The following is a 22,293-nucleotide window of genomic DNA, read 5'->3' as shown; positions in this document are numbered from 1 at the left end:
TCAGCTGACTGTGTATTCGGGGCTGACCAGGCCGGCGGCCAGCAGTTTGCGGGGCTCACCGGCCAGCGGGGCGAGGGCGGCGCGGGTGCGCGCGCCCCAGCCGTCGACCACCAGCAGCCGGGCCAGCGCGTCCGGCCGGCCGGCGGTGGGCGCGGCGGTCAGCCGGGCCAGCACCGCTGGTGCCGTGGCGGCGGCGAGCACCCCGGCCGTCCGCAGCCGGCCCTGCAACGACGAGGTGGTCAGCCAGGCCACCCCGGCCGGCCAACCGCCCACGCTGGGCGGGCGCAGCGGCACCTGGTCCAGTGCGTTCAGACCGGCCAGCAGTTGTCGGCGTTGCTGCTCGGGCAGCGTGGACGGTCGAATACCGAGCTGCCGTAGTGCACCGACCAGCCACTCCACCGGCTGCTTCACCAGCGTGCCCCTGGTCTGCGCGAAGGCCGGTGCGGAGAAGAGCGCACGCACTGTCGCGATGGTGTCCGCGCCGGCCAGACCGTCGGGTGCCGGGACGTCAGTGCCGGCGTAGCGGAACCAGAGCCGCCCGGCCACGAACGTCGCCGCCGCCGGTCGGGCGGCCAGCAGACCGGCGTACGCCTCGGCGTCGAACCGGCCGCTCCGCCCGAGGATGGTCTTCTCGCCGGGGTCGTGCCGGCGGGCCTCGAAGCGGGCCGCACCGGTACGCCGGTCGACCACCCAGCCGGTCAGTGCCCGCGCGCCGGCCTTCACGTCGGCCTCGCTGTACGCGCCGATGCCGAGGGTGAACAGCTCCATCAGCTCGCGGGCCAGATTCTCGTTCGGCGCCTTGCGGGTGTTCTTCTGCCCGTCCAGCCAGACGATCAGGGCGGGGTCGCGCACCATCGCGGCGACCAGCGGGCCCAGCGGCCCCCGACCGTGCCGGCGCAGCGTCTCCAACTGACCCACCATCAGCCGCGCCGACTTGACCTTCTGAGCGCTGGTGGCCCAGTGCCCGTGCCAGAAGAAGAGCAACTTCTCGGTCAGCCCGTCCTCGGCGGCCACCATCCGGTCCAGCCACCACTCGGTGACCTGCTGGAGTTGCCTACGGCGCTCCGCGTTGGCCTGCTGCCGTTGCTCGCGGGTGGAGTCCTTGGTCAGCCCGGCGTACGGGTCGGGGGGCAGCGTCGGGATCGGCGTGGCCGCCGCACCCCGGTCCGTCGTGGGTGGGGTGAGCAGCCGATCCAGTGTCGCCGCCGGCCCGGCCCGCTCGGCCGCGTCCACCTCGTCGGCGGTCGGCCCGAAGGTGGCCCGGCGCAGCAGGTGCGCCACCGATTCACGATCGCTCATACCGGCCGACGCTAGGCGGCCCGTGTTCGAGGACGGTAAGGGCGGCGTCCGGATCGCGTTCAGCGTCCCTCGAAGACCGGTTTCTGCTTGCCGACGAAGGCGAGGGTGGCCGCCCGGTGGTCGGTGGTGGCACCGCAGATCGACTGGGCCTGCGCCTCGGCGGCGAGGGCGTCGGCGAGGGTGCCGGCGTCGGCGATGGAGAGCTGCCGCTTGATGGCCCCGTACGCGACTGTCGGACCGGCGGCGAGGCGGGCGGCCAGCTCCTGGGCGACGGGCAGCACCTGCTCGTCGTCGTCCGTCAACCGGTTGAGCAGGCCCAACCGGCAGGCCTCCTCGGCGCGGACCGGCTCGGCCAGCATCAGCAGCTCCACCGCCTTGGCGTGGCCGACCAGTCGGGGCAACGTCCAGGAGGCGCCGGTGTCGGCGGCGAGGCCGACCTTGGCGAACGCCATCAGGAAGCTGGTGGTCGGACCGCCGATGCGGATGTCGGCCAGGAACGCCAGCGACGCGCCAGCCCCGGCGGCCATTCCCCGGACCGCGGCGATCACCGGCTTGGGCAGGTTGGCGAGCCGGGCGGCGATCGGGTTGTAGTGGGCTCGCACGGTGCCCAACGGGTCACTCGCGGAGTTCTCCAGGGTGGCCACGTGCTCGCGCAGGTCCTGACCGGCGCTGAACGACCCGCCGGCCCCGGCCAGGACGACGGCGCGGCAGGACCTGTCGGTCTCCAGCTCCGCCAGGGCGTCCCGCAGCGCCTCCTTGAGCGCCACGTCGAGCGCGTTCATCGCGTTCGGCCGGTTCAGCGTGAGGGTGACGACGGCATCGGTCCGGTCGACCAGCAGCGGCTCGGTCACGTGTCTAACGACCCTTCTGTCGGACGATGCGGTTGCCGGCGTCGAGGCACTGTTCGACGTACCGGTCGGCGGCCGGACGCAGGCGGGCCGCGTGCCGGTCGAAGAAACTGGCGGCGGCGGTGCCGGGCCACCGCTCGGGCAGCAGCGCCGGGGGCAGCTGCGGATCCTGGAAGAGGAACGTACGCCACGCGTGCACGAGGCGGAACCGCGTCGCGTACGCCTCTTCGTCGCTGCTGCGAACGGTGACCGCGGCGAGCAGTGGGCGCTGGTCCGCGACGAACCGTTCGTAGGCGCGGCCGATTTCGGCCAGGTTCCAGGCCCGTCGGACCACGCCCATGGCGCCGGGGGTGCCGGAGGAGTGTGAGGCGGTGAACCGCTCGAACCGGATGCCGGTCTCGGCGAGGAGCAGGTCGACGTCCTCGGCGGGGCGGGTGGCGACCCAGGTCTGCTCGTCGAGCGTCCCGTAGCCGAGGAAGCTCAGGTTGGCGGCGAGCCGCTGGCGGTCCCGCCGGGAGCCCGGTGCCTCCAACACCAGCAGATCGAACCGACCGTCCCAGGTGACCCGGCCGGTCCGGTAGATCCGGGCCGCTGCCTCGTCGAGTCGCCGGGCCGCTTTCGGTGTGATCGAATATCCCGGCCCGGAGGCCAACCGGAGGGGTTCGAGCCAGCCCTGACGCACCATCCGGGAGACGGCGGTGCGAACTGCCGGCGGTGCGATTCCCAGCGGCGCCAGTAGCTTGACCAGGGCAGCAACCGGTGCCCGGCCACCCCTCGGACGGAGGTGGTCGCCGTACAGGTCGAAGAGTGCCGACCGTGCCTGCATGACCGCACATTGTGACAGGCCTTCTCAAGATAAGCTAGATGCTGTTACATCAATGCTGCTCCGGTTTGGGTCCGGCGGTGTTCATCAGGGAAAATCGTTGGTCGACACCCCCGTGACCGTTGCGGGTGGTCGTGACGAAGTGGCTGTGGGGCAACCCACCGACCCTGGTGTAGGTCTGAGGGGAGACAACATGGCGGCGATGAAGCCGCGGACGGGCGACGGTCCGCTGGAAGTCACCAAGGAGGGGCGGGGCATCGTCATGCGGGTCCCGCTGGAGGGCGGTGGCCGGCTCGTCGTCGAGATGACTCCCGACGAGGCCAACGCGCTCGGTGACGCACTGAAGGCAGCGGCCGGCTGAGTAAGGAGTGCTCCGGGCGGCTCACGCCGCCCGGAACGTTCTTCGGACCCTGAGCCACCGGGATCGCCGGTGGCTCAGGGTCTTCAACGCTGCGGGCAGGTGGGTTCGCTGCCGGTCCGCGACACTTTCCTGGAGGTACGGTTCCGCGTGCTCGCCATCCGCCTGATCGCCGAGCCCGACCGGCTCGACGCCCTCGTCCTGCCCGTCCGCCCCGCCGATTCGACAGCGGAAGGTGACGCCTCCGCCGAGCCTGTGTCGACCGCCGTGGCGGCCCCGGACGGCACTGCCGACGAGGCGGCCGCGCTGGCATCAGCGGCCCGACTGACCGGCCGAGCCGGCGAGATCCACACCCAGCTGCGCCCCGCGCGTACCCCGGGCCGGCTGCTGCTGCTCGGCATCGGCGACGGCGACGAGGCGGCCTGGCGGACGGCCGGTGCGGCCCTGGCGCGCTCCGCCGCAGCTGAGACTCATATCACCATCGCTCTGCCGGTCGACGTGACCTCGGCCGCGGTCCGCGGGTTGACCGAGGGGCTGCTGCTCGCCCCCTACCGCTTCCGCCTCACCGAGGCCGGCGACCGACCGGCGCTCACCAGCGTCGACCTGCTGCTCGCCGACCCGAGCGGGTACGAGGACACCGTCGCCACGGCCCGGACCACTGCCGCGATGACCCATCTCGCCCGGGACCTGACCAACACCCCGTCCTCGGTGAAGACCCCGCAGTGGTTCGCCGACCAGGTGGCCTCCGCCGCAGCCGATCTTCCGGACCTGCGGTTGCGGGTCCGTGGCCCGGCCGAGCTCACCAGCGAGGGCTTCGGCGGCATCCTCGCCGTGGGTGGTGGCTCCGCCAGCGGACCCCGGCTCGTCGAACTGGACTGGCACCCCGCCGACGCGCGCACCCACGTGGTGCTGATCGGCAAGGGCATCACCTTCGACACCGGCGGCATCTCGATCAAGCCGGTGGCGTCGATGAAGCTGATGCGCAAGGACATGGCCGGCGCGGCCGCTGTCGTCGCCGCCACAGTGGGCGCCGCCGCGCTGCGGCTGCCGGTCCGGATCACCACGTTGGCCCCGCTGGCCGAGAACATGGTCAGCGGCTCGGCGTTCCGCCCCGGCGACGTCATCCGGCACTACGGCGGCACGACCAGCGAGACGACCAACTCCGACGCCGAGGGTCGGCTGGTCCTCGCCGACGCGCTGGCGTACGCGGTGCAGCAGCTCAAGCCGGACCTGCTGATCGACCTGGCCACGCTCACCGGCGCGAACTCGGTGGCGCTGGGCAAGCGCACCGCCGCCCTGTACAGCGAGAACGACGACCTGGCCGCCGGCGTGCTGGCCGCGGCCGAGGCGGCCGGCGAGTCGGCGTGGCGGATGCCGCTGCACACCGACTACGTCGAATACCTCGGCAGCGAGATCGCCGACCTCTACAGCGCACCAACGCAGGGTGCCGGCTCGGTGCTGGCCGCGCTCTACCTGCGCGAGTTCACCGGCGAACTACGGGACCGCTGGCTGCACCTGGACATGTCCGCCCCGTCCTGGGCCGACGGCGACCAGGCCGAGGTCAGCCGCGGCGCCACCGGCTGGGGCGTCCGGTCGTTGCTGCGCTGGCTCGCCGACGTCAACTAGGGCCTGTTTCATAAGGGCGGTCGAGCCGAGGCGGAGTCCGGGCGGCGATCCGGCAAGGCGCGGTTTCGGCCGGATACCGGTGTTGTATCCGGCCGAAACCGCAACGCCGCCGGTCGTCGTCCGGGCCCGCCGCAGGCCGGCCAGTTCTTATGAAACAGGCCCTAGGTGTACTGCCCAGGGACGTTGGTCAACCTGGTGATGGGTGGTTGGCCTTTGGTGGCGGTGTGGGGTCGGTGGTGGTTGTAGTGGTGGAGCCAGGCGGGGAGGGCTGCTCGGCGGGCGTGTTCTGAGCTGTAGAAACGTCGTTTCGCCCAGCCGTCGGTCATGGTGCGGTGGAAGCGTTCGACCTTGCCGTTGGTTTGGGGCCGGTAGGGGCGGGTCTTCTTCGGGCGGATGCCGAGTTGGTGGCAGGCGTCGCGCCAGGCGTGTGATTTGTAGGCCGAGCCGTTGTCGGACAGGACGCGTTCGGTGGTGATGCCTCGCTCGGCGAACCAGGCGACGGCGTTTTGGAGTACGTCGACCGCGGTCAGGGCGGTCTCGTCGTCGCGGATCTCGGCGTAGGCGACGCGGGAGTGATCGTCGATGACGGTGTGCACGAACGCCGTGCCGATGCGCGGGTCGTAGTGGGTGTTGCGGGCGCCGGTGCGGTGCGCGGTGCTTCGCCGATGGCGTTCGCCCTGGGCTCGGCCGACGTAGCGCCAGCCGCCGCCATCGGGGATGTTGCCGTACTTCTTCACGTCGACGTGCAGCATCGCGCCGGGCCGGTCGTGTTCATAGCGGCGGATCGGCTCGCCGGTGGCGCGGTCGATGTGTGTCAGCCGGTTGATCCGGCAGCGGGTCAGAACGGCGTGCACGGTCGAAGCTGGCATGGCCAGCTGGCCGGCGATCTGCACGGGCCCGAGGCGTTGTTTCCACCGCAGGTGCACGATCTTGCGCACCACGGGCTGGGCTGTCCTCGTGGGGCTGTGGTGCGGGCGCGACGACCGGTCATCCATTGCGGCGGGCCCGTGCTCGGCATACCGCACCGCCCAACGTTTCGCAGTCGGCCAGGACACGTCATAACGTTCAGCCGCCCGGGCGACCGGCCAGCCCTCATCAACGATCAGACGCGCCAGGCGCAGACGTGCACGAGGAGTCAAAGCGGCGTTAGCGTGGGACACGAAGGCCTCCTGTTGCCGGAGCGGTTCCTAGACAGCTCCACTCCACAACCGGAGGCCTTCACCTACCTACGACATCAGATCGTGTCGTCACACAATCTCGACCAACGTCCCTGGGCAGTACACCTAGGGCGTCTCGTCCTGGGCCCGGGTCAGCACTTCACCGCGGCGAGCAGCCCGTGCCCGACCGGAAGCAGCGCGGGGATCCAGTGCTCCGACTCCCGGACCGCCTTGATCGTCTCGCGAACCGTCACCGTCTCCGCGTCCCGGGCGGACGGGTCGCCGATCCGATCGCTGGCCAGCACGCCGTTGAGCGCCAGCACGCCCCCCGGTCGCAGCAGCCGCAGCGCCGCCTCCACACAGGCGTGGAAGCCGGTCGCCTCCGCGTCCACGAACACCAGGTCGTACGCACCGTCGGCGAGCCGGGGCAGCACGTCGAGCGCCCGACCGGTGATGATCCGGGTCCGCCCGGCCGCGAAGCCCGCCTCGGCGAAGATCCGCCGGGCGATCCGTTGGTGCTCCACTTCCACGTCGATGGTGGTGAGCACGCCGTCGGCGCGCATGCCGCGCAGCAACCAGACGCCGCTCACCCCGGTGCCGGTGCCGATCTCCACCACCGCACGGGCGTTGCCGGCGGCGGCCAGCAGCCGCAGCGCCGCCCCCGCGCCGGGGGTGACCGCGTCGAGGCCCACTTCCCGGGCCAGGCTGCGGGCGGTACGAAGAACGAGATCCTCGGTGACGTACGACTCGGCGAAATGCTGGGCCTGCGTCGTCGAACTGCCGGAACCGGCGACCGTGGCGATGGGGCACCTCCGGGGGCGGTGCGTGGTGCGGGGGCGGGTTGGCACTGTGAGCGTAGAGGCGACCGTCGTGGGGCGCAGCCGCGCCTCCGCCGGAAGCGATCGCCGGGGCAACCGCTGACTGCACCGCGTCCATCCGTGCAATCCTGGAGGCGGTATCCCGTCAGCCGCGACCAGACCGGCCCGTGGCCGGGCGATGCGGCGCGGGATCCGGGGACGGGACTGGGAGGCACCGACGTGACCGACGGCTGGGACTGGCGCCGGGGCGGTGAGACTCCGGCTCCGGCGCGACCGCCCGGGGCAGGAGCCCCGTCGGTGGGGCCGCCGACCATGCCGGGGGCTGAACGCACGCCCCTCGCCTCGCCAGGCAGCGGACCGCCACCGGGCTGGCCGGCGCCTGCCGGCGGACCGACAGCGGGCTGGCCGGGGTCTGCCGGCGGACCGACAGCGGGCTGGCCGGGGTCTGCCGGCGGGCCGACAGCGGGCTGGCCGACACCGGCGGCCGGCGGGTCCAACCCGGCCGACGCGTCGCCCTGGTGGTCGGACGCACTCTCCGACCCCTGGCGCGACCCGGCGGCACCGACCGCCGTGATGGTGCCCGGGGTGGTGGCCCCCGGCACCGAGCCCGAGCCGGTCACCGACCCCGACGCGCCGGGCCGGCCCACACTGCGCCACCTGTTGCTCATCCCCGTGATCACCGCGCTGCTGGCCGGCACCCTCGGCGGTGCGCTGGGCTACGCGTTCGCGGTACGCGGCGGCGCTGGTGCGACGGTCCTCGGTGGTGCGCCCGCCGAGGTGCCGGCGCTGGCGCAGCGCAAACCGGAGTCGCTGGCCGGGGTCGCCGAGCGGGTCCTGCCCAGCGTGGTCACCGTACGGGTGAGCAGCCTCGGCGGGACCAGTGAGGGCTCCGGGTTCATCGCCACCGCCGACGGCCATGTGATCACCAACGACCACGTGGTCGCCGGCGGCAGCGGGAAGGCCTCGGTGGTCTTCAACGACGGCAGCACCGCGCCCGCGACCATCGTCGGCCAGGATCCGGAGTCCGACATCGCGGTGATCAAGGTGAGTCGTCCGGGGCTGCGACCGGTGGAGTTCGGCGACTCCGACGCGCTGGCGGTCGGCGACCCAGTGCTCGCCATCGGCTCGCCGTTGTCGCTGGCCAACACGGTCACTGCCGGCATCGTGAGCGCTCTGGACCGAACCATGCAGGCCGGCGAGCCGGGTGGCCCGGTGCGCTACTACGCCGCCATCCAGACCGACGCCGCGGTCAACCACGGCAACTCCGGCGGCCCACTGGTCGACGGCGCCGGCCGCGTGGTCGGGGTGAACTCCACAATCAAGTCACTTGTCGCCGAGGGGCAGGAGGCGGGCAACATCGGGCTCGCCTTCGCCATCCCGATCAACCAGGCCAAGCGGGTGACCCAGGACATCATCGGCACCGGCAAGGCCCGACGTACGGTGATCGGCGCCCGGGCGGACGGCCCGACCGGGGTTGCCGGCGGTGGCCTGCGGCTGGCCGAGGTGGAGCCGTCCGGCCCGGCGGACGGTGCCGGGTTGAAGGTCGGCGACGTGATCCTCAAGATCAATGGACGGCCGATGACCGAGCCGACGGACCTGACCGCGTTGGTCCGCAAGTTCGCGCCGGGCTCGGTCGTGACCGTCGAGTATCGGCGGGGCTCCGCCCGGCAGAACACCTCGGTAACTCTCGCGGCGGACGCGAAGTGAACAGCGGCGCACCCCTTGCCCGAAAGGCGCTCGGCGTGCGTAGTCTTGCTGCTGACGCCGAGAGGAGGCCCGCGGGATGCTCGACAACCTGAACTGGTGGGAGATCGGTGCGCTGCTGCTCCTGGCGCTGCTGATCTTCGGCGACCGGCTCCCCGCCGTGATCACCGACGGCCTGCGGTTGGTGCGCAACCTGCGCAACATGGCCCGCAACGCCACCGGCGACCTGAGCCGCGAGTTGGGCACCGACATCCAGCTGGAAGACCTGCACCCGAAGGCGTTCATCCGCAAGCACCTCCTCAGCGAGGAGGACGAGGCGGCGATCCGCAAGCCGTTGCAGGGCGTCTACGACAACCTGCGCGCGGACGTCAGCGGCGTGCACAACGACCTGAAGGACGTGGCCAACGCCGCCGACCTGCGGTCGAACGAGGCCCGGTCCGGCACGGCCACCAGTACTCCCTCGGCCCCGGCCCCTCGGGCCAGCTACGACGACGCCACCTGACCGACCCGTACCCCGACCGGCTGGTGCCCGCGAGGGCCGGCGCCTGCTCTGGTCAACTCGGGTTCCCGGAAGTCGCGGTATCCCACGCCGTTTGAGCGGCCGACTTCCTGAAACCCGAGTTGACCATGCCGGCTACGCCGGCCGGCGGCCTGGCTGGACCACCCACCGACACGACTCAGCCCGCCGGCCGAACAGCGGCCGACGGGCTGACGGTGCTCGGGGTGGTCAGCGACCGGCGGGCTTGAGGCCGAGGGGCTTGCCGAGCAGTGACTCGCGGCGCAGGGCGAGCCGGTCGGCGATCGCGCCGAGTGCCTGCGCGGCCGGGGACTCCGGCTCGGCCAGCACGACCGGGTTGCCGGCGTCGCCGGCCTCGCGGACCCGGGTGTCCAGGGGGATCTGGCCGAGCAACGGCACCTGCGCGCCGATGGTCCGGCTCAGCGACTCGGCGACGGCAGTGCCGCCCCCGGAGCCGAAGATCTCCATCCGGGAGCCGTCCGGCAGTTCCAGCCAGGACATGTTCTCGATCACGCCGACGACCCGCTGGTGGGTCTGCAGGGCGATCGCGCCGGCCCGTTCCGCCACCTCGGCGGCGGCGGTCTGCGGGGTGGTGACGATCAGGATCTCCGAGTTGGGCAGCAGTTGGGCCAGCGAGATGGCCACGTCACCAGTGCCCGGCGGCAGGTCGAGCAGGAGCACGTCCAGGTCGCCCCAGTAGACGTCGGCCAGGAACTGCTGCAGGGCCCGGTGCAGCATCGGGCCGCGCCACACGACCGCTGCGTTGCCGGACGTGAACATGCCGATGGAGATCACCTTCACGCCGTGCGACTGCGGCGGCATGATCATGTCTTCGACCCGGGTGGGTCGGCCGTCCGCGCCGAGCATCCGGGGCACCGAGTGGCCGTAGATGTCCGCGTCGACCACCCCGACGGAGAGCCCACGGGCGGCGAGCGCCGCCGCCAGGTTGACAGTGACGCTGGACTTGCCGACGCCGCCCTTGCCGCTGGCCACCGCGTACACGCGGGTGCGCGAGCCGGGCTGGGCGAACGGGATGACCGGCTCCTCGGTGGCGCCGCCACCGCCGCGCAGCTGCGACTGCAACGACTGCCGCTGCTCGGGGGTCATCACCCCAAAGTCGATCTCCACGCCGGCGACACCGGGCACCGCGGCGAGGGCTGTGGTGATGTCCGTCCGCAGCTTGTCCTTCAGCGGGCAGCCGGCGACGGTGAGCAGCAGCTCGACGCGGACGACACCGCTGGCACCGATCGTGGCGGAACGGACCATGCCCAGCTCGGTGATGGGCCGGCGGATCTCCGGGTCGTTGACGGTGGCCAGGGCGGCCTGGATCGCGTCCTCGACGGTGCTCACGGGTGCTGACATGCCCGCAATGCTACGTCGCGGGGCATCCGCTGCCGCCGCTGCCCGGGGCGGTGTGAGCCAATCGATGACCCGTCGGGTCAGCCCTCCGACCGGCGTGGGCCGGTGCCGTCCGGCCGGGCCTCCCGGGTGAAGTCGCCGTCCAGGTCGTCGCGGGGCTCTTCCAGGCCGACACCGTCGGTCGGCCGCTGGCCACGACGCTCCTGCCGGCTGTCCTTCTCCTGCTGGCGGCGTTCCAGCCGTTGCCGGCGTTGCCCCACCTCGTCCAGTTCCTCGGCCAGCCGGGCCAGCTCGGAGCGGAGGAAGTCGCGGGTGGCGACCTCACCAAGCGCGATCCGCAGGGCCGCGATCTCCCGGGCCAGGTACTCGGTGTCCGCCTTCTGCGCGGTGGCTCGCCGCCGGTCCTCCTCCAGGGCCACCCGGTCCCGGTCGGCCTGCCGGTTCTGAGCCAGCAGGATCAGCGGGGCCGCGTAGCTGGCCTGCAACGACAACACCAGGGTCAGGAACGTGAAGGTGTACGGGTCGAAGCGCAGGTCCGCCGGGGCCAACGTGTTCCAGACGAACCAGATCGTGATGACCACGGTCATGACGACGATGAAGTTCGCGGTGCCCATGCCCCGGGCGATGCCCTCGGACCACCGACCGAACGCCTCCGCGTCGAACCGGGGCAGCTTCACGCCCCGGGGCTCGCGTGGCTGGTCGAGACGCTCCGTCCGCCGCTGGTCAGCCATCCGCGCCGTCCAGCGTGGTGTCGGTGGTGCCCGAGGCGGCCAGGGCGTCGCGGTCCCGCCAGTCCCGGGGCAGCGAGTGGTCCAGCACGTCGTCCACCGTCACGGCGCCGACCAGCCGGTTGTTCCGGTCGATCACCGGCATGGCGACCAGGTCGTACGTGGCCATCCGGCGGGTGATCTCCGGCAGCGGCGTGGTGGGGCGCAGCGGGTCGATGTCGTTGACCACCACCTTGCCCAGCAGGTCGGCCGGGGGTTCGCGCAGCAGCGCCTGGAAGTGCACCATGCCCAGGTAGCGGCCGGTCGGCGTGTTCTGCGGTGCCCGGGTCACGAAGACCTGCGCGGCGACGGCGGGGGAGAGCTGTGGCTCCCGGATCCGGGCCAGCGCCTCGGCGACTGTGGCGTCCGGCGGCAGGATGACCGGCTCCGAGGTCATCACACTGCCCGCCGTGCCGGGGGTGTACTTCAGCAGCTGACGTACCGGGTCGGCCTCGTCCGGCTCCATCAGGTCCAGCAGCACGTCCTGCTCGGGTGGGGGCAGCTCGTTGAGCAGGTCCGCGGCGTCGTCCGGGTCCATCTCCTCCAGGACATCGGCTGCCCGCTCCCGGTCGAGGGCGGCGAGGATCTCCACCTGGTCGTGCTCCGGCAGCTCACTGAGCACGTCGGCAAGCCGCTCGTCGTCAAGGGCGGCCGCCACCTCGTTGCGCCGCGCGTCGGGGAGATCCTGCAGCGCGTTGGCCAGGTCGGCGGGGCGCATGTCCTCCAGGACGGCGAGCAGGTTCGCCGTACCCCGGTTGTCGGCGATGCCGCTGAGCCCGCGCACCCGGTCCCACTCGACCTGGTGCAGGTGGCCGCGGCGGCTGAGCCGACCGGTCTGCTCGCGTACGGCGACACGGGTCAGCGACCACTCGCCACCCCGGGTGCACTCCATCGCGACGTCAACGACCGCGCCGGGCTGGCCGCCCGGGTCGAGTTGCACCCGCCGGTCGAGCAGTTCCTGGAGCACCAGCAGCTCGTTCGGGCGCTTCTCGAACCGGCGCAGGTTGAGGGTGCCGGAGCCGAGTACGACGGCGTCCGCGTCGATGGAGGTGATCCGGTTGATGGACAGGAAGATCCGGCGACGCATCGGCATCTCGGCGACGAGTCCCACCACCTCCGGCGGACGCTTCGTCGCCCGGAGCCGGGCCACGGCGTCACGAACCCGGCCCACCTGATCGCCGTTCGGGTCGAAGACGGCGACTCCGGCGAGGCGGGCGATGTAGACCCGGGTCGGCGTACTCACGGGCACCAGCCTAAGCGCCTAGTGTTTATCAACATGTCGACCTTGGCCTACGAGATCGTGGACGTCTTCACCGATCGCCCCTTCGCCGGCAACCCACTGGCCGTGGTGTTCGGCGCGGAGGCGCTGGCCACCGAGCAGATGCAGGCGCTCGCGCTGGAGTTCAACCTGTCCGAGACGGTGTTCGTGCTGCCGCCCACCCAGGTGGGCAGCACCTACCGGGCCAGGATCTTCACTCCGGTGGAGGAGTTGCCGTTCGCCGGGCACCCCAGCGTCGGCGCGGCGGTCACCGCGTGCCGGCGGGGGATGTTCGGTGTGGGGCAGGTCACCCAGGAGTGCCGGGCCGGTGTGCTGCCGATCGAGGTGACCGCGTCCGGGGCGACGCTGACCGGTGGCGCCCCGACCCTCGGGCCGGAGCTGGACCCGGAGCCGTTGTTGGAGATCGCCGGGCTGGTCGCCGACGACCACATCGGGCCCGCCCCACGGGTCGCCGGCTGTGGGCTGGAGTTCCCGTACCTGCCGGTGCGGCCGGAGTCGGTGGCCCGCGCCCGGGTGGACCCGGCGGCGGCGCAGCGGTACGGGGTGTCGCACGTCAGCGTCTTCTCCTGGGACGCTGCCGCGCAAACCGCGCACGCCCGGGTCTTCGTGCCGGGGATCGGTGTCCCGGAGGACCCGGCGACCGGTTCGGCGGCGCTCGGCCTCGGTGTGTGGCTGGTGGCGAGTGGTCTGCTGCCCGGCGAGGGGCGGTCGGAGTACGCGGTCCGTCAGGGTGTGGAGATGAACCGTCCGTCCGCGTTGGCCTGCACTGTCACCGCGGCGGACGGTGTGGCGGTCGGCGCGACTGTCGCCGGTCAGGTGATGCCGGTGGCCCGGGGTGAGATCGCCGTGCCGCCGTTCGTGGGCTGAGCGGAGGCGCCGATGCGGGAGGATGCGGGTGTGACTGACGAGGACGCTCCGGGGGGCACCCCCCTGGTCGATGAGGCGATGAAGAAGGCCGCCGTGGCCTGGGTCAGTGTTGTTGGTGGGCCGGCTCTCGCGCTCTGGTGTGCTCCGCTGGAGGGCGCGCTCCTGGTGGTCAGCGGGCCGGGCGAGCAGGCGGCGCCGGGTCTGGCCGACGCGACCGAGGCCCAGGTCACCCTGCGCGGCGACCACGGCGGTCGGATCGTCACCTGGCCGGCCCGGGTGAGCCGGTTGCTGCCGGGCACCGAGGAGTGGGACACCACGGCGCCGCTGGTGGCGGCGAAGCGCCTCAACGCGCCCGGTCCGACCGTCGACCTGGTGGCCCGGTGGGCCGCCGACGGGTGCGCGGTGAACCGACTCGCCCCGGGCGGTACACCGCTGGCCGGTACGGAGTTGCCGGCCGACGCGCAGGCCGAGCCGCCCCGACCGACTCCGGCGGTGCGGGCCACCCGCAAGCCGTTCCGCCTGCACCGGGTCCGCCGCCGCTGATCAGTCGATCAGCCGGCCCGGCCGCCGACACCCGCCACGTCGGCGTCGGCGTCGACGAGTGCGAGCACCTCGGCCAGGGTGCCGAGGGTCGGGCCGCGCCAGTCCCGCTCCGCGTTGAACACCAGGTGCGTGGCCAGATCCGGTGCGGCGAGCCGGACGGCTGTCATCCCGGCCTGCTCGGCGCCGGTCAACTCCTGGCTGCCGCCGTCACCGACGTACAGGCAGTCGCCCGGCGCCAGCCCGAGCCGCTGGCAGGCGGTCAGGTAGAGCGTCGGATCCGGTTTGCACCGGCCGACCTGCACCGAGAAGACCCGTACGTCGAGCAGCGGGGCGATCGCGAGCTGTGGCAGGAAGGCGGGCAGTTCGTGCGTACAGTCGCTGATCAGCCCGGTGCGAAGGCCGCGCTGGCGCAGGGCCGCCAGCACCGGCACCGCGTCGGCCCGCAGCCAGGTGTCCGCGCGGACCGCCCGGTGCCGGGACGCCACCGCCGCCCGCACCGCCTGGTCGCTGGGGTGTACGCCGGCCTGGGCGCACACCCAGCGCAGGGTCGCCTCCGCGTTGCCGAGGAGGCCGGTGGCCCGTTCGTAGTAGGTCCGGTCCAGCACCTCGGTCAACGTGTCGGTGTGGCAGCCGAGCAGCTCGGCGGTGCCGAGGTGCGCGACACCGCGTTGCACCGATCGGGTCAGGGTGCCGAAGAAGTCGAACAGCACCGCCTGGTAGCTGGGCATGGGGGAACGCCTCCGGGCGGTCGGGGTCGCCGGCGCGGAACCGCGTGATCGTAACGGAGTGATGACCGTCCGTGCTGACCGTCACACGTGTGAGGATTACGTCCCGTGCCCCCACCTTCACCCCGGCCGACAGTCGATCCGCTGACCACCGGCGCGGTCGGGCTGGCCGTGGTCGCCGTGTCGTCGTCGGCGCCACTGATCGCGTACGCCGCCGCACCCGCGCTGGCCATCGCGCTCTGGCGCAACCTGCTCGCGGTGGCCGTGCTGAGCCCTTTCGCGCTGGTCCGACGTCGCGAAGAATTCCGCAGGCTGACAGTGGGTGCGGGCCGGCGGGAGGGGCTGTTCTGCGTCCTGTCCGGGGTCGCCCTGGCCGGGCACTTCGCGACCTGGGTGCCGAGCGCCCAGCTCACCTCCGTCGCCACCTCGACCGCCCTGGTCGCCACCCAACCGGTCTGGCAGGGGTTGATCGCCCGCGCCCAGGGGCGTCCGCTGCCCCGGGTGGTGTGGATCGGCATCGCGGTAGCGGTCGGCGGCGCGGCCGTCGCCACCGGGGTGGACGTGGGAGTCTCCGGGCGGGCCGTCCTCGGTGACGTGCTGGCGTTGGTCGGCGCCCTGTTCGCCGCCGTCTACACCGCCTTCGGGGAACGGGCCCGGACCAGCATCAGCACCACCACCTACACCACCATCTGCTACGGCATCTGTTCTTTGATCCTGCTGGCCCTGTGCCTGGTCGGCGGCGTACGACTGAGCGGGTTCGACGGGCGTACCTGGTTGGCCATCCTGGCCCTGGTGGCCGGCGCCCAACTGCTCGGGCACTCGATGTTCAACTACGCCCTGCGGAAGATCCCGGCGACCACGGTGAGCGTGCTGATCCTGTTGGAGGCGCCCGGCGCGGCAGTGCTCGGCTGGGCCTGGCTGGGTCAGCTACCCCGCCCGTACGCGCTGCTCGGGATGGCGATGCTGCTGGTCGGGGTGGCGGTGGTGGTGCTCGGCGGCCGGCGCGGCGAACCCACAGCCATGCCGGCCGACCCGACCCCGCTGGCCGACTGACCGCCCGGCACGAGTTCACCCGCTCAGCAGGCTAGCTCTCGTACACCTCGATGACCCGGGTCGTCGGGGCGGCCTCGCCGAGGACGGTACGCAGGGCCGTCCGGTCCGGGTCGGCGAGGAACGACTCGTAGCCGGCCCGCCCGTCGAACCGGATCACGTGCACCTCGGCCTGCCCGTCGGTGCCGCGCAGTCGCCGCTCCAACCGGCCGCCGTGCCGTTCGAGCAGGGTCAGCACGGCGTCCTCGTACCGCTGCCCGGCCGCCTCGGCGCCGTCGGCGAACTCGACGATCGCGACGAGTGTCAGCACACCGGCCCGGTCAGTCATCGAGACCGACCGCCTTGGCGCTCGCCGCCCACAGCCGGGCGGCGAGCTGCGGATCGGCGGCCTTCCGGAGCGGTCGACGCGGCCGGCGGTCGGCGTAGTAACCGCCGTTGATCAGCCGGGAGCGCTCCTGGTTGGCCAGCCACACCAGGGTCTCGGCGCCCTTCTCCGGGCTGCGGAACGGCATGAAACGCATGCCGAACGCGACCAGCCGACTGTCGTTGGCGAACCGGGTACGCACCACGCCGGGGTGGAAGCTGTACGCGGAGGTGTCCGGCCAGCGCCGGGCGCCCTCGGCGGTGAACAGGATGTTCGCCTGCTTGCTGGTGCCGTACGCGCCCATCGGCCGGTAGTCCCGCAGTGGTTTGTTCAGGTCGTCCGGGTCGAGTGCGCCGAAGCGGTGCGCGCCGGAGGCGGTCACCACGACCCGGCCCACCCGGTCGGCGAGCAGGTTGGTCAGCAGGAACGGGGCCAGGTGGTTGGCCTGGATCGACATCTCGAAACCGTCGACGGTGCGCAGTGGTTGCAGCGCGATCGCGCCGGCGTTGTTGGCGAGCACGTCGATCCGGTCGTACGCGGCCCGGAGCTGCTCGGCCAGCCGGCGTACGTCGTCGAGGACCGCGAAGTCGGCCCGGAACAGCTCCGGACGTTCACCGGAGTTCTCCCGTACCCGAACGGCTGCGGCCTGGAGGCGGGCCGGGTCCCGCCCGACCAGCACCACCTGGTCGCCACGGCAGGCCAGCTGCACGGCGGCGGCCAGCCCGATACCGGAGCTGGCCCCGGTCACCACCACCAGTCGACGTCCAGTGAGATCTTCCACAGGTCCATTCACCCCGGTCATGGCGCGAGGTTACCGTGGCGTCACAACGCCCTTTGGGATCGTTAAGGTCCCGGATCTGTCGTCAGGTGGCGTCGGCATGCCCGCCGGACGCTGGAAGGAGCGCATCCATGGCCGCAGTCGGTCGCCCCCGCAGGTCCTGCCTCGCCGTGCCGGGTTCCAGCGTGAAGATGCTCGGCAAGGCCCAGGGGCTCCCGGCCGACCAGGTCTTCCTCGACCTGGAGGACGCCGTCGCCCCACTGGCCAAACCGGACGCGCGCAAGAACATCGTGGCCGTCCTCAACGAGGGTGACTGGGCCGGCAAGACCCGGGTGGTCCGGGTCAACGACCTGACCACCCCGTGGACCTACCGGGACGTCATCGAGGTCGTCGAGGGCGCCGGCGCCAACCTGGACTGCATCATGCTGCCGAAGGTGCAGACCGCCGCCCAGGTGCAGTGGCTGGACCTGACGCTCACCCAGATCGAGAAGACGATCGGCCTGGAGGTCGGCCGGATCGGCATCGAGGCGCAGATCGAGAACGCCGCCGGTCTGGTCAACGTGGACGCGGTCGCCGCCGCCTCACCGCGCGTGGAGACCATCATCTTCGGCCCGGCCGACTTCATGGCGTCGATCAACATGAAGTCGATGGTGGTCGGCGGCCTGATCCCGGACTACCCGGGCGACCCGTACCACTACATCCTGATGCGGATCCTGATGGCCGCGCGGATGCACGACAAACAGGCCATCGACGGCCCGTTCCTGCAGATCCGCGACGTCGACGCGTTCCGCGAGGTGGCCAAGCGTTCGGCCGCGCTGGGCTTCGACGGCAAGTGGGTGCTGCACCCGGGCCAGATCGACGCCGCCAACGAGGTCTACCAGCCGGCGCAGGACGACTACGACCACGCCGAGCTGATCCTCGACGCGTACGAGCACTACACCTCGGAGGCCGGCGGCCGGCTCGGCGCCGTGATGCTCGGCGACGAGATGATCGACGAAGCGTCCCGCAAGATGGCGCTGGTGGTCGCCGCCAAGGGCCGCGCCGCCGGGATGAGCCGTACCTCGTCGTTCACCCCACCGGAGCAGTGACCGGCCGGGCCGGGACGACAGCCGCCGGCTGTCGGTCCGGCTCGACGATCGACGGTACGACGGCCCGCCCGCCGGTCAGTAACCGCTGCTGCTGTCGTTGCTCGTCGCGATCGCGTAGATGATCGCGCCAACGTAGAAGAGGATCACCAGCACCAGGAACCCGGTGAGGATCCAGCCGACGATGATGGCAGCCTTCGCCATCCCCGCACCGCCCTCGCCGCTCTGCCGGATCTGCTTCTGCGCGACGTGCCCGAGGATCGCGCCGACCGGCGCGGTGATGCAGGACGTGACACCGATCAGGGCCAGCACGAACGCCGCGATGGCCATCCCGTTGGTCTTCGGCGGCTGCGGGTAGCCGTAGCCGGGGTACTGCGGCGGGTAGCCCTGCGGGGCGTAACCGGGCGGGGCGTAACCGGGCATCGGCTGGGTGGCTGGCGGCTGCGCGCCGGCGTACGGGTCGACCGGGGCGTACGGGTTCGGGGCGTACGGGTCGGGGGCGTACGGGTCGACCGGGCCAGGTTGCGGGGGCACCGGCTGCCCGGCCACCACTGTGGGGTCAGGTGCGGGGCTCGACGGCTGGGCCGACCACGTGGGATCGGTCCAGTTGCCGGGCGGCGGGGGATTGGTCATGCGAACTCTCCGTCAGGTCGGGGTGCGGAGACAGGGTAGCCAGCGCCGCCCAAACCCGACGCCCCCGCTTCCGGGTGCCGCGTTGCCCGGGCCGGTCGTAACAGGCAGGATCCCTGGCATGGCATTCGACGCGCGCGCCGCGGACCGCTCCGGCAGTCGACCCCGACGGGACGTCAGCCGCCCGGGCGCGGCCCGGCGCGCCCGGACGGCCGCCCCGGCGGGCAGCCCCGGCCCCGACGAGCCGGTCGCGCTCGCCGACCCGGTCACCATGCGCCTCGACGGGCGGGTCGCCCTGGTCACCGGGGCGGGCAGCCCGGACGGCATCGGGTACGCCACCGCGCGGCGACTCGCCGACCTGGGCGCTCGGGTGGCCATCGTCTCCACCACCCGACGCATCCATGAGCGGGCGACCGAGCTGGGGGTGACCGGCTTCGTCGCGGACCTGACCGACGAGTCCGAGGTCGGCGCGCTGGCCGATGCGGTCGCCGAGCAGTTGGGCGACGTCGAGGTGCTGGTCAACAACGCCGGCCTGGCCAGTCGGGCCAGCCAGGGGGTGCTGCGGCCGGTAGCGCAGCTGACCTACGACGAGTGGCGCGGTGAGATCGACCGCAACCTGTCCACCGCGTTCCTGTGCAGCCGGGCGTTCATCGGCGGGATGGCCGAGCGGGGTTGGGGTCGGATCGTCAACCTGTCCGCCACCGCCGGCCCGGTCAACGCCCTGCCCACCGAGGCCGCGTACGCCGCGGCGAAGGCCGGGGTCGTCGGGCTGACCCGGGCCCTGGCCATGGAGATGATCGCCGACGGCGTGACGGTCAACGCGGTGGCGCCCGGCACCATCTACACCGCGGCGTCCACGATGGCCGAGATCAAGCAGGGGCTGGGCACCCCGGTGGGGCGACCGGGCACGCCGGACGAGGTCGCCGCCGCGATCAGCTTCCTCTGCTCGCCGGCCGCCTCGTACATCACCGGGCAGATGCTGGTGGTGGACGGCGGCAACAGCGTCCGCGAGGCCCGCTTCCGCTGACCGCGCCGGTCCGCACCGGCCCGCTCGTCAGTAGCCGCCGCTGTCGCCGTTGTTGCTGAAGGCCACGAGCGCCAGCCAGCCACAGCAGGCAAGCACTGTGAGCCCGGTGAAGACGTAGCCCAGAATCAGCCCCCAGGTCGCGAGCTGGCCGCCCTCTTCGCCGCTGGTGCGGATCTGCCGCTTGGCCACGTGGCCGAGGACGGCGCCGGCAGGCGGAAAGACGAAGGCGAACACCAGAGACAGGATCGCCAGCACGTTGGTGCCCCGACCGGGCCCGCCCGGCGGTGGGCCGTACTGGCCGTAGGGGCCCTGCGGGGGGTACGGCGGTTGCTGACTCCAGTGCGCCGACTGCTGCGGCCCCTGGTGGCCGTACGGCGACGGTTCGTCCGCTGGTGGTCCGTACGGTGAGCGTTCCGCCGGCAGCTCGTACGCCGGCTGGTCCGGCTGCGGCGCGTACGGCGGCTGGCCGGGCGGCGGTGGCGCGTACGGCGACTGGTCCCTGGGTGGCTCGTAGGGTGACGGCGGTGGCTCGTCCTCGGGTGGTCCCGACGGCGGCGGGTAGCTCACAGCTGTCCTCCTCCTGCCGGTGCCGGAAAAGTCCCTCTTGCCGGACGCTACCCGCAGCGGTGAACCTTTTCACAGCGGTTGTGTGGACTGGTCACCTTGGCCTCGTCGACCCGAGGGGCCGATACTGACCCAGCGTTCAGTTACCCATGAGTAGTGCGCGGATCCCCGGAGGCTGAGATGGCCCGACTCGCCCAGACGCCCGGCCTGACCGATGTGCAACAGTCGATCCTGGAGACCGTTCGGGACTTCGCCGACAAGGAGATCATCCCGCACGCGCAGCGGCTGGAGCACGCCGACGAGTACCCCACCGACATCCTCGACGGCATGCGCGAGATGGGGCTCTTCGGTCTCACCATCGACGAGGAGTACGGCGGGCTCGGCGAATCGCTGCTCACCTACGCGCTGGTGGTGGAGCAGCTCTCCCGAGGCTGGATGTCGATCTCCGGCATCGTCAACACCCACTTCATCGTGGCGTACCTGATCTCCCAGCACGGCTCCGCCGAGCAGAAGGCCCGCCTGCTGCCGAAGATGGCCACCGGCGAGGTGCGCGGCGCGTTCTCCATGTCCGAGCCCGAGACCGGCTCCGACGTCTCCGCGATCAAGTCCCGGGCCGTCCGTGACGGGGACAGCTACGTGCTCAACGGGCAGAAGATGTGGCTCACCAACGGGGCGTACTCCTCGGTGGTGGCCACCCTGGTCAAGACCGACACCGGCGCGGACTCCGTCTACGGCAACATGAGCACCTTCCTGCTGGAGAAGGAGCCGGGGTTCGGCGAGACCGCCCCCGGTCTCACCATCCCCGGCAAGATCGAGAAGATGGGTTACAAGGGCGTCGAGACCACCGAGATGGTGCTCGACGGGGTGACCGTCCCCGACTCCGCGATCCTCGGCGGCGCCGACCAGGTGGGCCGCGGTTTCTACCAAATGATGGACGGCATCGAGGTGGGCCGGGTCAACGTGGCCGCCCGCGCCTGCGGCATCTCCATCCGCGCCTTCGAGCTGGCGGTGAGCTACGCCCAGCAGCGCAAGACCTTCGGTCAGCCCCTCGCCAAGCACCAGGCGATCGCCTTCAAGCTCGCCGAGATGGGCACGAAGATCGAGGCCGCGCACGCCCTCATGGTCAACGCCGCCCGACTCAAGGACGCCGGTCAGCGCAACGACGTCGAGGCCGGGATGGCCAAGCTGCTCGCCTCGGAGTACTGCGCCGAGGTCGTCCAGGAGGCGTTCCGCATCCACGGCGGCTACGGCTACTCCAAGGAGTACGAGATCGAGCGGCTGATGCGGGAGGCCCCGTTCCTGCTCATCGGCGAGGGCACGTCAGAGATCCAGAAGACCATCATCTCCCGAGGCCTGCTCAAGGAATACAAGCTCTAACCCGCCCCACCCCTGTGCCGCCCGGCTTCCGCGATCTTGCACTTTCGGTTGCCCGATTGCCCCTTGTGTCCGGTATGCCGGGACAGAAAGTGCAAGATCGCGGGGAGCGGGCGTGGGGCGTGGGGCGCGGGGTTGGGGTGGGTTGGTCAGGTCAGGCGGGTCAGGTTGGCGGCGGCGCGTTCGACGATGAGGCAGCGGTCTTCGACGTAGTCGATGCCGGCCTCCTCGGCGATCCGCCGCGCCTCGGCCGAGACGATGCCCAGTTGCAGCCACACCGCGGGGGCGCCGATCGCCACCGCGTCCCGGACCACCTGCACGGCGTCGGCCGCCGGTCGGAACACGTCCACCAGGTCGACGGGGTGGGGAATGTCGGCGAGGGTCGGGTAGGCCCGTTCCCCGAACAGTTCGTCGACCGTCGGGTTGACCGGGATAAGGCGCCAGCCGTACTGCTGCATCTGCAACGGCACGCCGTGCGCGGCCTTGAACGGGTCGCGGGACGCGCCCACGACGGCGATCACGGCGGAGTCGGCGAGGATCTGCTGAGCGGTACGCACCCGCCGACTGTAGCGCCGTCCGCCCGCCGCAGGCAGGCGCAGAACCCGCCGACGAGCAGCTGCGGCTGGGGGCCCGACTGGACGCCCCTAGGTCCTGGCCCCGGTCGGCGGTTCGCGCAGAACCGATCAGGCCGGGCACGTCCTGGATCGCCGACCCCCGGAGCGCGGGGATCG

General features: G+C 72.0%; 24 protein-coding genes. 10 read left to right on the top strand and 14 right to left on the bottom strand.

The window, feature by feature from the left end:
- Genes OH804_RS24685 through OH804_RS24675 form a run of 3 tightly spaced genes read right to left on the bottom strand, consistent with a single transcriptional unit; the run spans position 1 to position 2,973 of the window.
- On the bottom strand, positions 1–1,299 hold the full coding sequence (locus tag OH804_RS24685; protein WP_406059780.1) for a DUF1800 family protein: 1,299 nt from the start codon (positions 1,297–1,299) through the stop codon (positions 1–3).
- 59 nt (positions 1,300–1,358) lie between these two features.
- Positions 1,359–2,150, bottom strand: a complete 792-nt coding sequence (locus OH804_RS24680) for an enoyl-CoA hydratase-related protein (protein WP_196920923.1) — start codon at positions 2,148–2,150, stop codon at positions 1,359–1,361.
- Positions 2,151–2,154: 4 nt separating this feature from the next.
- On the bottom strand, positions 2,155–2,973 hold the full coding sequence (locus OH804_RS24675; protein WP_196920924.1) for a PaaX family transcriptional regulator C-terminal domain-containing protein: 819 nt from the start codon (positions 2,971–2,973) through the stop codon (positions 2,155–2,157).
- 190 nt (positions 2,974–3,163) lie between these two features.
- Between OH804_RS24675 and OH804_RS24670 the strand changes: the two genes are divergently transcribed.
- Together OH804_RS24670 and OH804_RS24665 are read left to right on the top strand one after the other, a co-directional pair.
- Positions 3,164–3,331, top strand: coding sequence for a DUF3117 domain-containing protein (locus OH804_RS24670; RefSeq protein WP_007455245.1), 168 nt, complete (start codon positions 3,164–3,166; stop codon positions 3,329–3,331).
- A 147-nt stretch (positions 3,332–3,478) separates the two neighbouring features.
- Positions 3,479–4,954, top strand: coding sequence for a leucyl aminopeptidase family protein (locus tag OH804_RS24665; RefSeq protein ID WP_406066659.1), 1,476 nt, complete (start codon positions 3,479–3,481; stop codon positions 4,952–4,954).
- A gap of 161 nt (positions 4,955–5,115) precedes the next feature.
- On the opposite strand, the gene OH804_RS24660 is transcribed toward OH804_RS24665, so the two are convergent.
- Together OH804_RS24660 and OH804_RS24655 are read right to left on the bottom strand one after the other, a co-directional pair.
- Entirely contained in the window at positions 5,116–6,114 is a 999-nt protein-coding gene (locus tag OH804_RS24660) for an IS481 family transposase (protein WP_406058104.1), read from the bottom strand.
- A 149-nt stretch (positions 6,115–6,263) separates the two neighbouring features.
- Positions 6,264–6,815 (bottom strand): O-methyltransferase, encoded by a 552-nt coding sequence (locus OH804_RS24655; RefSeq protein WP_231393425.1) that lies wholly within the window; start codon positions 6,813–6,815, stop codon positions 6,264–6,266.
- A 699-nt stretch (positions 6,816–7,514) separates the two neighbouring features.
- Here OH804_RS24655 and OH804_RS24650 point away from each other — a divergent pair.
- Together OH804_RS24650 and OH804_RS24645 are read left to right on the top strand one after the other, a co-directional pair.
- Entirely contained in the window at positions 7,515–8,636 is a 1,122-nt protein-coding gene (locus OH804_RS24650) for a S1C family serine protease (RefSeq protein ID WP_406059777.1), read from the top strand.
- A 76-nt stretch (positions 8,637–8,712) separates the two neighbouring features.
- Positions 8,713–9,135: a preprotein translocase subunit TatB gene (locus OH804_RS24645; RefSeq protein WP_196920926.1), complete on the top strand. Its 423-nt coding sequence runs from the start codon at positions 8,713–8,715 to the stop codon at positions 9,133–9,135.
- Positions 9,136–9,360: 225 nt separating this feature from the next.
- Here the strand turns inward: OH804_RS24645 and OH804_RS24640 are convergent, their stop codons facing one another.
- From OH804_RS24640 to OH804_RS24630, 3 genes are all read right to left on the bottom strand, one after another.
- A complete protein-coding gene (locus OH804_RS24640; RefSeq protein WP_196920927.1) occupies positions 9,361–10,512 on the bottom strand; it encodes an Mrp/NBP35 family ATP-binding protein in 1,152 nt (383 codons plus the stop codon).
- Between the two features lie 77 nt (positions 10,513–10,589).
- Positions 10,590–11,240 carry a DUF1003 domain-containing protein gene (locus OH804_RS24635; protein WP_196920928.1) on the bottom strand — a complete coding sequence of 217 codons (651 nt, stop codon included), beginning with the start codon at positions 11,238–11,240 and terminating at the stop codon, positions 10,590–10,592.
- Entirely contained in the window at positions 11,233–12,519 is a 1,287-nt protein-coding gene (locus tag OH804_RS24630; RefSeq protein ID WP_196920929.1) for a magnesium transporter MgtE N-terminal domain-containing protein, read from the bottom strand. The genes OH804_RS24635 and OH804_RS24630 overlap by 8 nt, the downstream gene beginning before the upstream one ends.
- Positions 12,520–12,552: 33 nt before the next feature.
- Here OH804_RS24630 and OH804_RS24625 point away from each other — a divergent pair, with 33 nt between their 5' ends.
- Both OH804_RS24625 and OH804_RS24620 read left to right on the top strand, forming a co-directional pair.
- On the top strand, positions 12,553–13,422 hold the full coding sequence (locus tag OH804_RS24625) for a PhzF family phenazine biosynthesis protein (protein ID WP_196920930.1): 870 nt from the start codon (positions 12,553–12,555) through the stop codon (positions 13,420–13,422).
- Between the two features lie 12 nt (positions 13,423–13,434).
- A complete protein-coding gene (locus tag OH804_RS24620) occupies positions 13,435–13,965 on the top strand; it encodes a hypothetical protein (protein ID WP_406059773.1) in 531 nt (176 codons plus the stop codon).
- An 8-nt stretch (positions 13,966–13,973) separates the two neighbouring features.
- On the opposite strand, the gene OH804_RS24615 is transcribed toward OH804_RS24620, so the two are convergent.
- Positions 13,974–14,693: an HAD family hydrolase gene (locus OH804_RS24615; RefSeq protein ID WP_196920932.1), complete on the bottom strand. Its 720-nt coding sequence runs from the start codon at positions 14,691–14,693 to the stop codon at positions 13,974–13,976.
- 105 nt (positions 14,694–14,798) lie between these two features.
- Between OH804_RS24615 and OH804_RS24610 the strand changes: the two genes are divergently transcribed.
- Positions 14,799–15,743, top strand: a complete 945-nt coding sequence (locus OH804_RS24610) for a DMT family transporter (RefSeq protein ID WP_196920933.1) — start codon at positions 14,799–14,801, stop codon at positions 15,741–15,743.
- Between the two features lie 31 nt (positions 15,744–15,774).
- Here the strand turns inward: OH804_RS24610 and OH804_RS24605 are convergent, their stop codons facing one another.
- Together OH804_RS24605 and OH804_RS24600 are read right to left on the bottom strand one after the other, a co-directional pair.
- Positions 15,775–16,068, bottom strand: coding sequence for a hypothetical protein (locus tag OH804_RS24605; protein WP_406059771.1), 294 nt, complete (start codon positions 16,066–16,068; stop codon positions 15,775–15,777).
- Complete coding sequence (locus OH804_RS24600; protein ID WP_196924765.1) at positions 16,061–16,885, bottom strand: SDR family NAD(P)-dependent oxidoreductase; 825 nt, start codon at positions 16,883–16,885, stop codon at positions 16,061–16,063. Before OH804_RS24600 ends, OH804_RS24605 begins: the two co-directional genes overlap by 8 nt.
- Before the next feature lie 128 nt (positions 16,886–17,013).
- Between OH804_RS24600 and OH804_RS24595 the strand changes: the two genes are divergently transcribed.
- A complete protein-coding gene (locus OH804_RS24595; protein ID WP_406059769.1) occupies positions 17,014–17,970 on the top strand; it encodes an HpcH/HpaI aldolase/citrate lyase family protein in 957 nt (318 codons plus the stop codon).
- Between the two features lie 75 nt (positions 17,971–18,045).
- Here the strand turns inward: OH804_RS24595 and OH804_RS24590 are convergent, their stop codons facing one another.
- Positions 18,046–18,600 (bottom strand): DUF4190 domain-containing protein, encoded by a 555-nt coding sequence (locus tag OH804_RS24590; protein ID WP_196920936.1) that lies wholly within the window; start codon positions 18,598–18,600, stop codon positions 18,046–18,048.
- Positions 18,601–18,718: 118 nt separating this feature from the next.
- Here OH804_RS24590 and OH804_RS24585 point away from each other — a divergent pair, with 118 nt between their 5' ends.
- Positions 18,719–19,624, top strand: coding sequence for an SDR family NAD(P)-dependent oxidoreductase (locus OH804_RS24585; protein ID WP_196920937.1), 906 nt, complete (start codon positions 18,719–18,721; stop codon positions 19,622–19,624).
- Positions 19,625–19,651: 27 nt separating this feature from the next.
- On the opposite strand, the gene OH804_RS24580 is transcribed toward OH804_RS24585, so the two are convergent.
- Positions 19,652–20,191 (bottom strand): DUF4190 domain-containing protein, encoded by a 540-nt coding sequence (locus OH804_RS24580; protein WP_196920938.1) that lies wholly within the window; start codon positions 20,189–20,191, stop codon positions 19,652–19,654.
- A 177-nt stretch (positions 20,192–20,368) separates the two neighbouring features.
- Between OH804_RS24580 and OH804_RS24575 the strand changes: the two genes are divergently transcribed.
- Positions 20,369–21,565 (top strand): acyl-CoA dehydrogenase family protein, encoded by a 1,197-nt coding sequence (locus OH804_RS24575; RefSeq protein WP_196920939.1) that lies wholly within the window; start codon positions 20,369–20,371, stop codon positions 21,563–21,565.
- Positions 21,566–21,711: 146 nt separating this feature from the next.
- Here the strand turns inward: OH804_RS24575 and OH804_RS24570 are convergent, their stop codons facing one another.
- Entirely contained in the window at positions 21,712–22,119 is a 408-nt protein-coding gene (locus OH804_RS24570) for a CoA-binding protein (RefSeq protein WP_406059765.1), read from the bottom strand.
- Positions 22,120–22,293: the final 174 nt, after the last annotated feature.

The sequence above is a fragment of the Micromonospora sp. NBC_00860 genome (assembly GCF_045207375.1).
Taxonomy (GTDB): Bacteria; Actinomycetota; Actinomycetes; order Mycobacteriales; family Micromonosporaceae; genus Micromonospora; species Micromonospora vinacea.
Note: the sequence above shows the minus strand (reverse complement) of the source record. Positions and strands in the feature narration are given on the sequence as shown.

Coding starts and splice junctions, on each gene's coding strand:
- OH804_RS24625 (WP_196920930.1), top strand. CDS start 12,553: ATGTCGACCTTGGCCTACGAGATCGTGGACGTCTTCACCGATCGCCCC.
- OH804_RS24575 (WP_196920939.1), top strand. CDS start 20,369: ATGGCCCGACTCGCCCAGACGCCCGGCCTGACCGATGTGCAACAGTCG.
- OH804_RS24585 (WP_196920937.1), top strand. CDS start 18,719: ATGGCATTCGACGCGCGCGCCGCGGACCGCTCCGGCAGTCGACCCCGA.
- OH804_RS24635 (WP_196920928.1), bottom strand. CDS start 11,240: ATGGCTGACCAGCGGCGGACGGAGCGTCTCGACCAGCCACGCGAGCCC.
- OH804_RS24640 (WP_196920927.1), bottom strand. CDS start 10,512: ATGTCAGCACCCGTGAGCACCGTCGAGGACGCGATCCAGGCCGCCCTG.
- OH804_RS24645 (WP_196920926.1), top strand. CDS start 8,713: ATGCTCGACAACCTGAACTGGTGGGAGATCGGTGCGCTGCTGCTCCTG.
- OH804_RS24590 (WP_196920936.1), bottom strand. CDS start 18,600: ATGACCAATCCCCCGCCGCCCGGCAACTGGACCGATCCCACGTGGTCG.
- OH804_RS24595 (WP_406059769.1), top strand. CDS start 17,014: ATGGCCGCAGTCGGTCGCCCCCGCAGGTCCTGCCTCGCCGTGCCGGGT.
- OH804_RS24685 (WP_406059780.1), bottom strand. CDS start 1,299: ATGAGCGATCGTGAATCGGTGGCGCACCTGCTGCGCCGGGCCACCTTC.
- OH804_RS24620 (WP_406059773.1), top strand. CDS start 13,435: ATGCGGGAGGATGCGGGTGTGACTGACGAGGACGCTCCGGGGGGCACC.
- OH804_RS24675 (WP_196920924.1), bottom strand. CDS start 2,973: ATGCAGGCACGGTCGGCACTCTTCGACCTGTACGGCGACCACCTCCGT.
- OH804_RS24605 (WP_406059771.1), bottom strand. CDS start 16,068: ATGACTGACCGGGCCGGTGTGCTGACACTCGTCGCGATCGTCGAGTTC.
- OH804_RS24615 (WP_196920932.1), bottom strand. CDS start 14,693: ATGCCCAGCTACCAGGCGGTGCTGTTCGACTTCTTCGGCACCCTGACC.
- OH804_RS24670 (WP_007455245.1), top strand. CDS start 3,164: ATGGCGGCGATGAAGCCGCGGACGGGCGACGGTCCGCTGGAAGTCACC.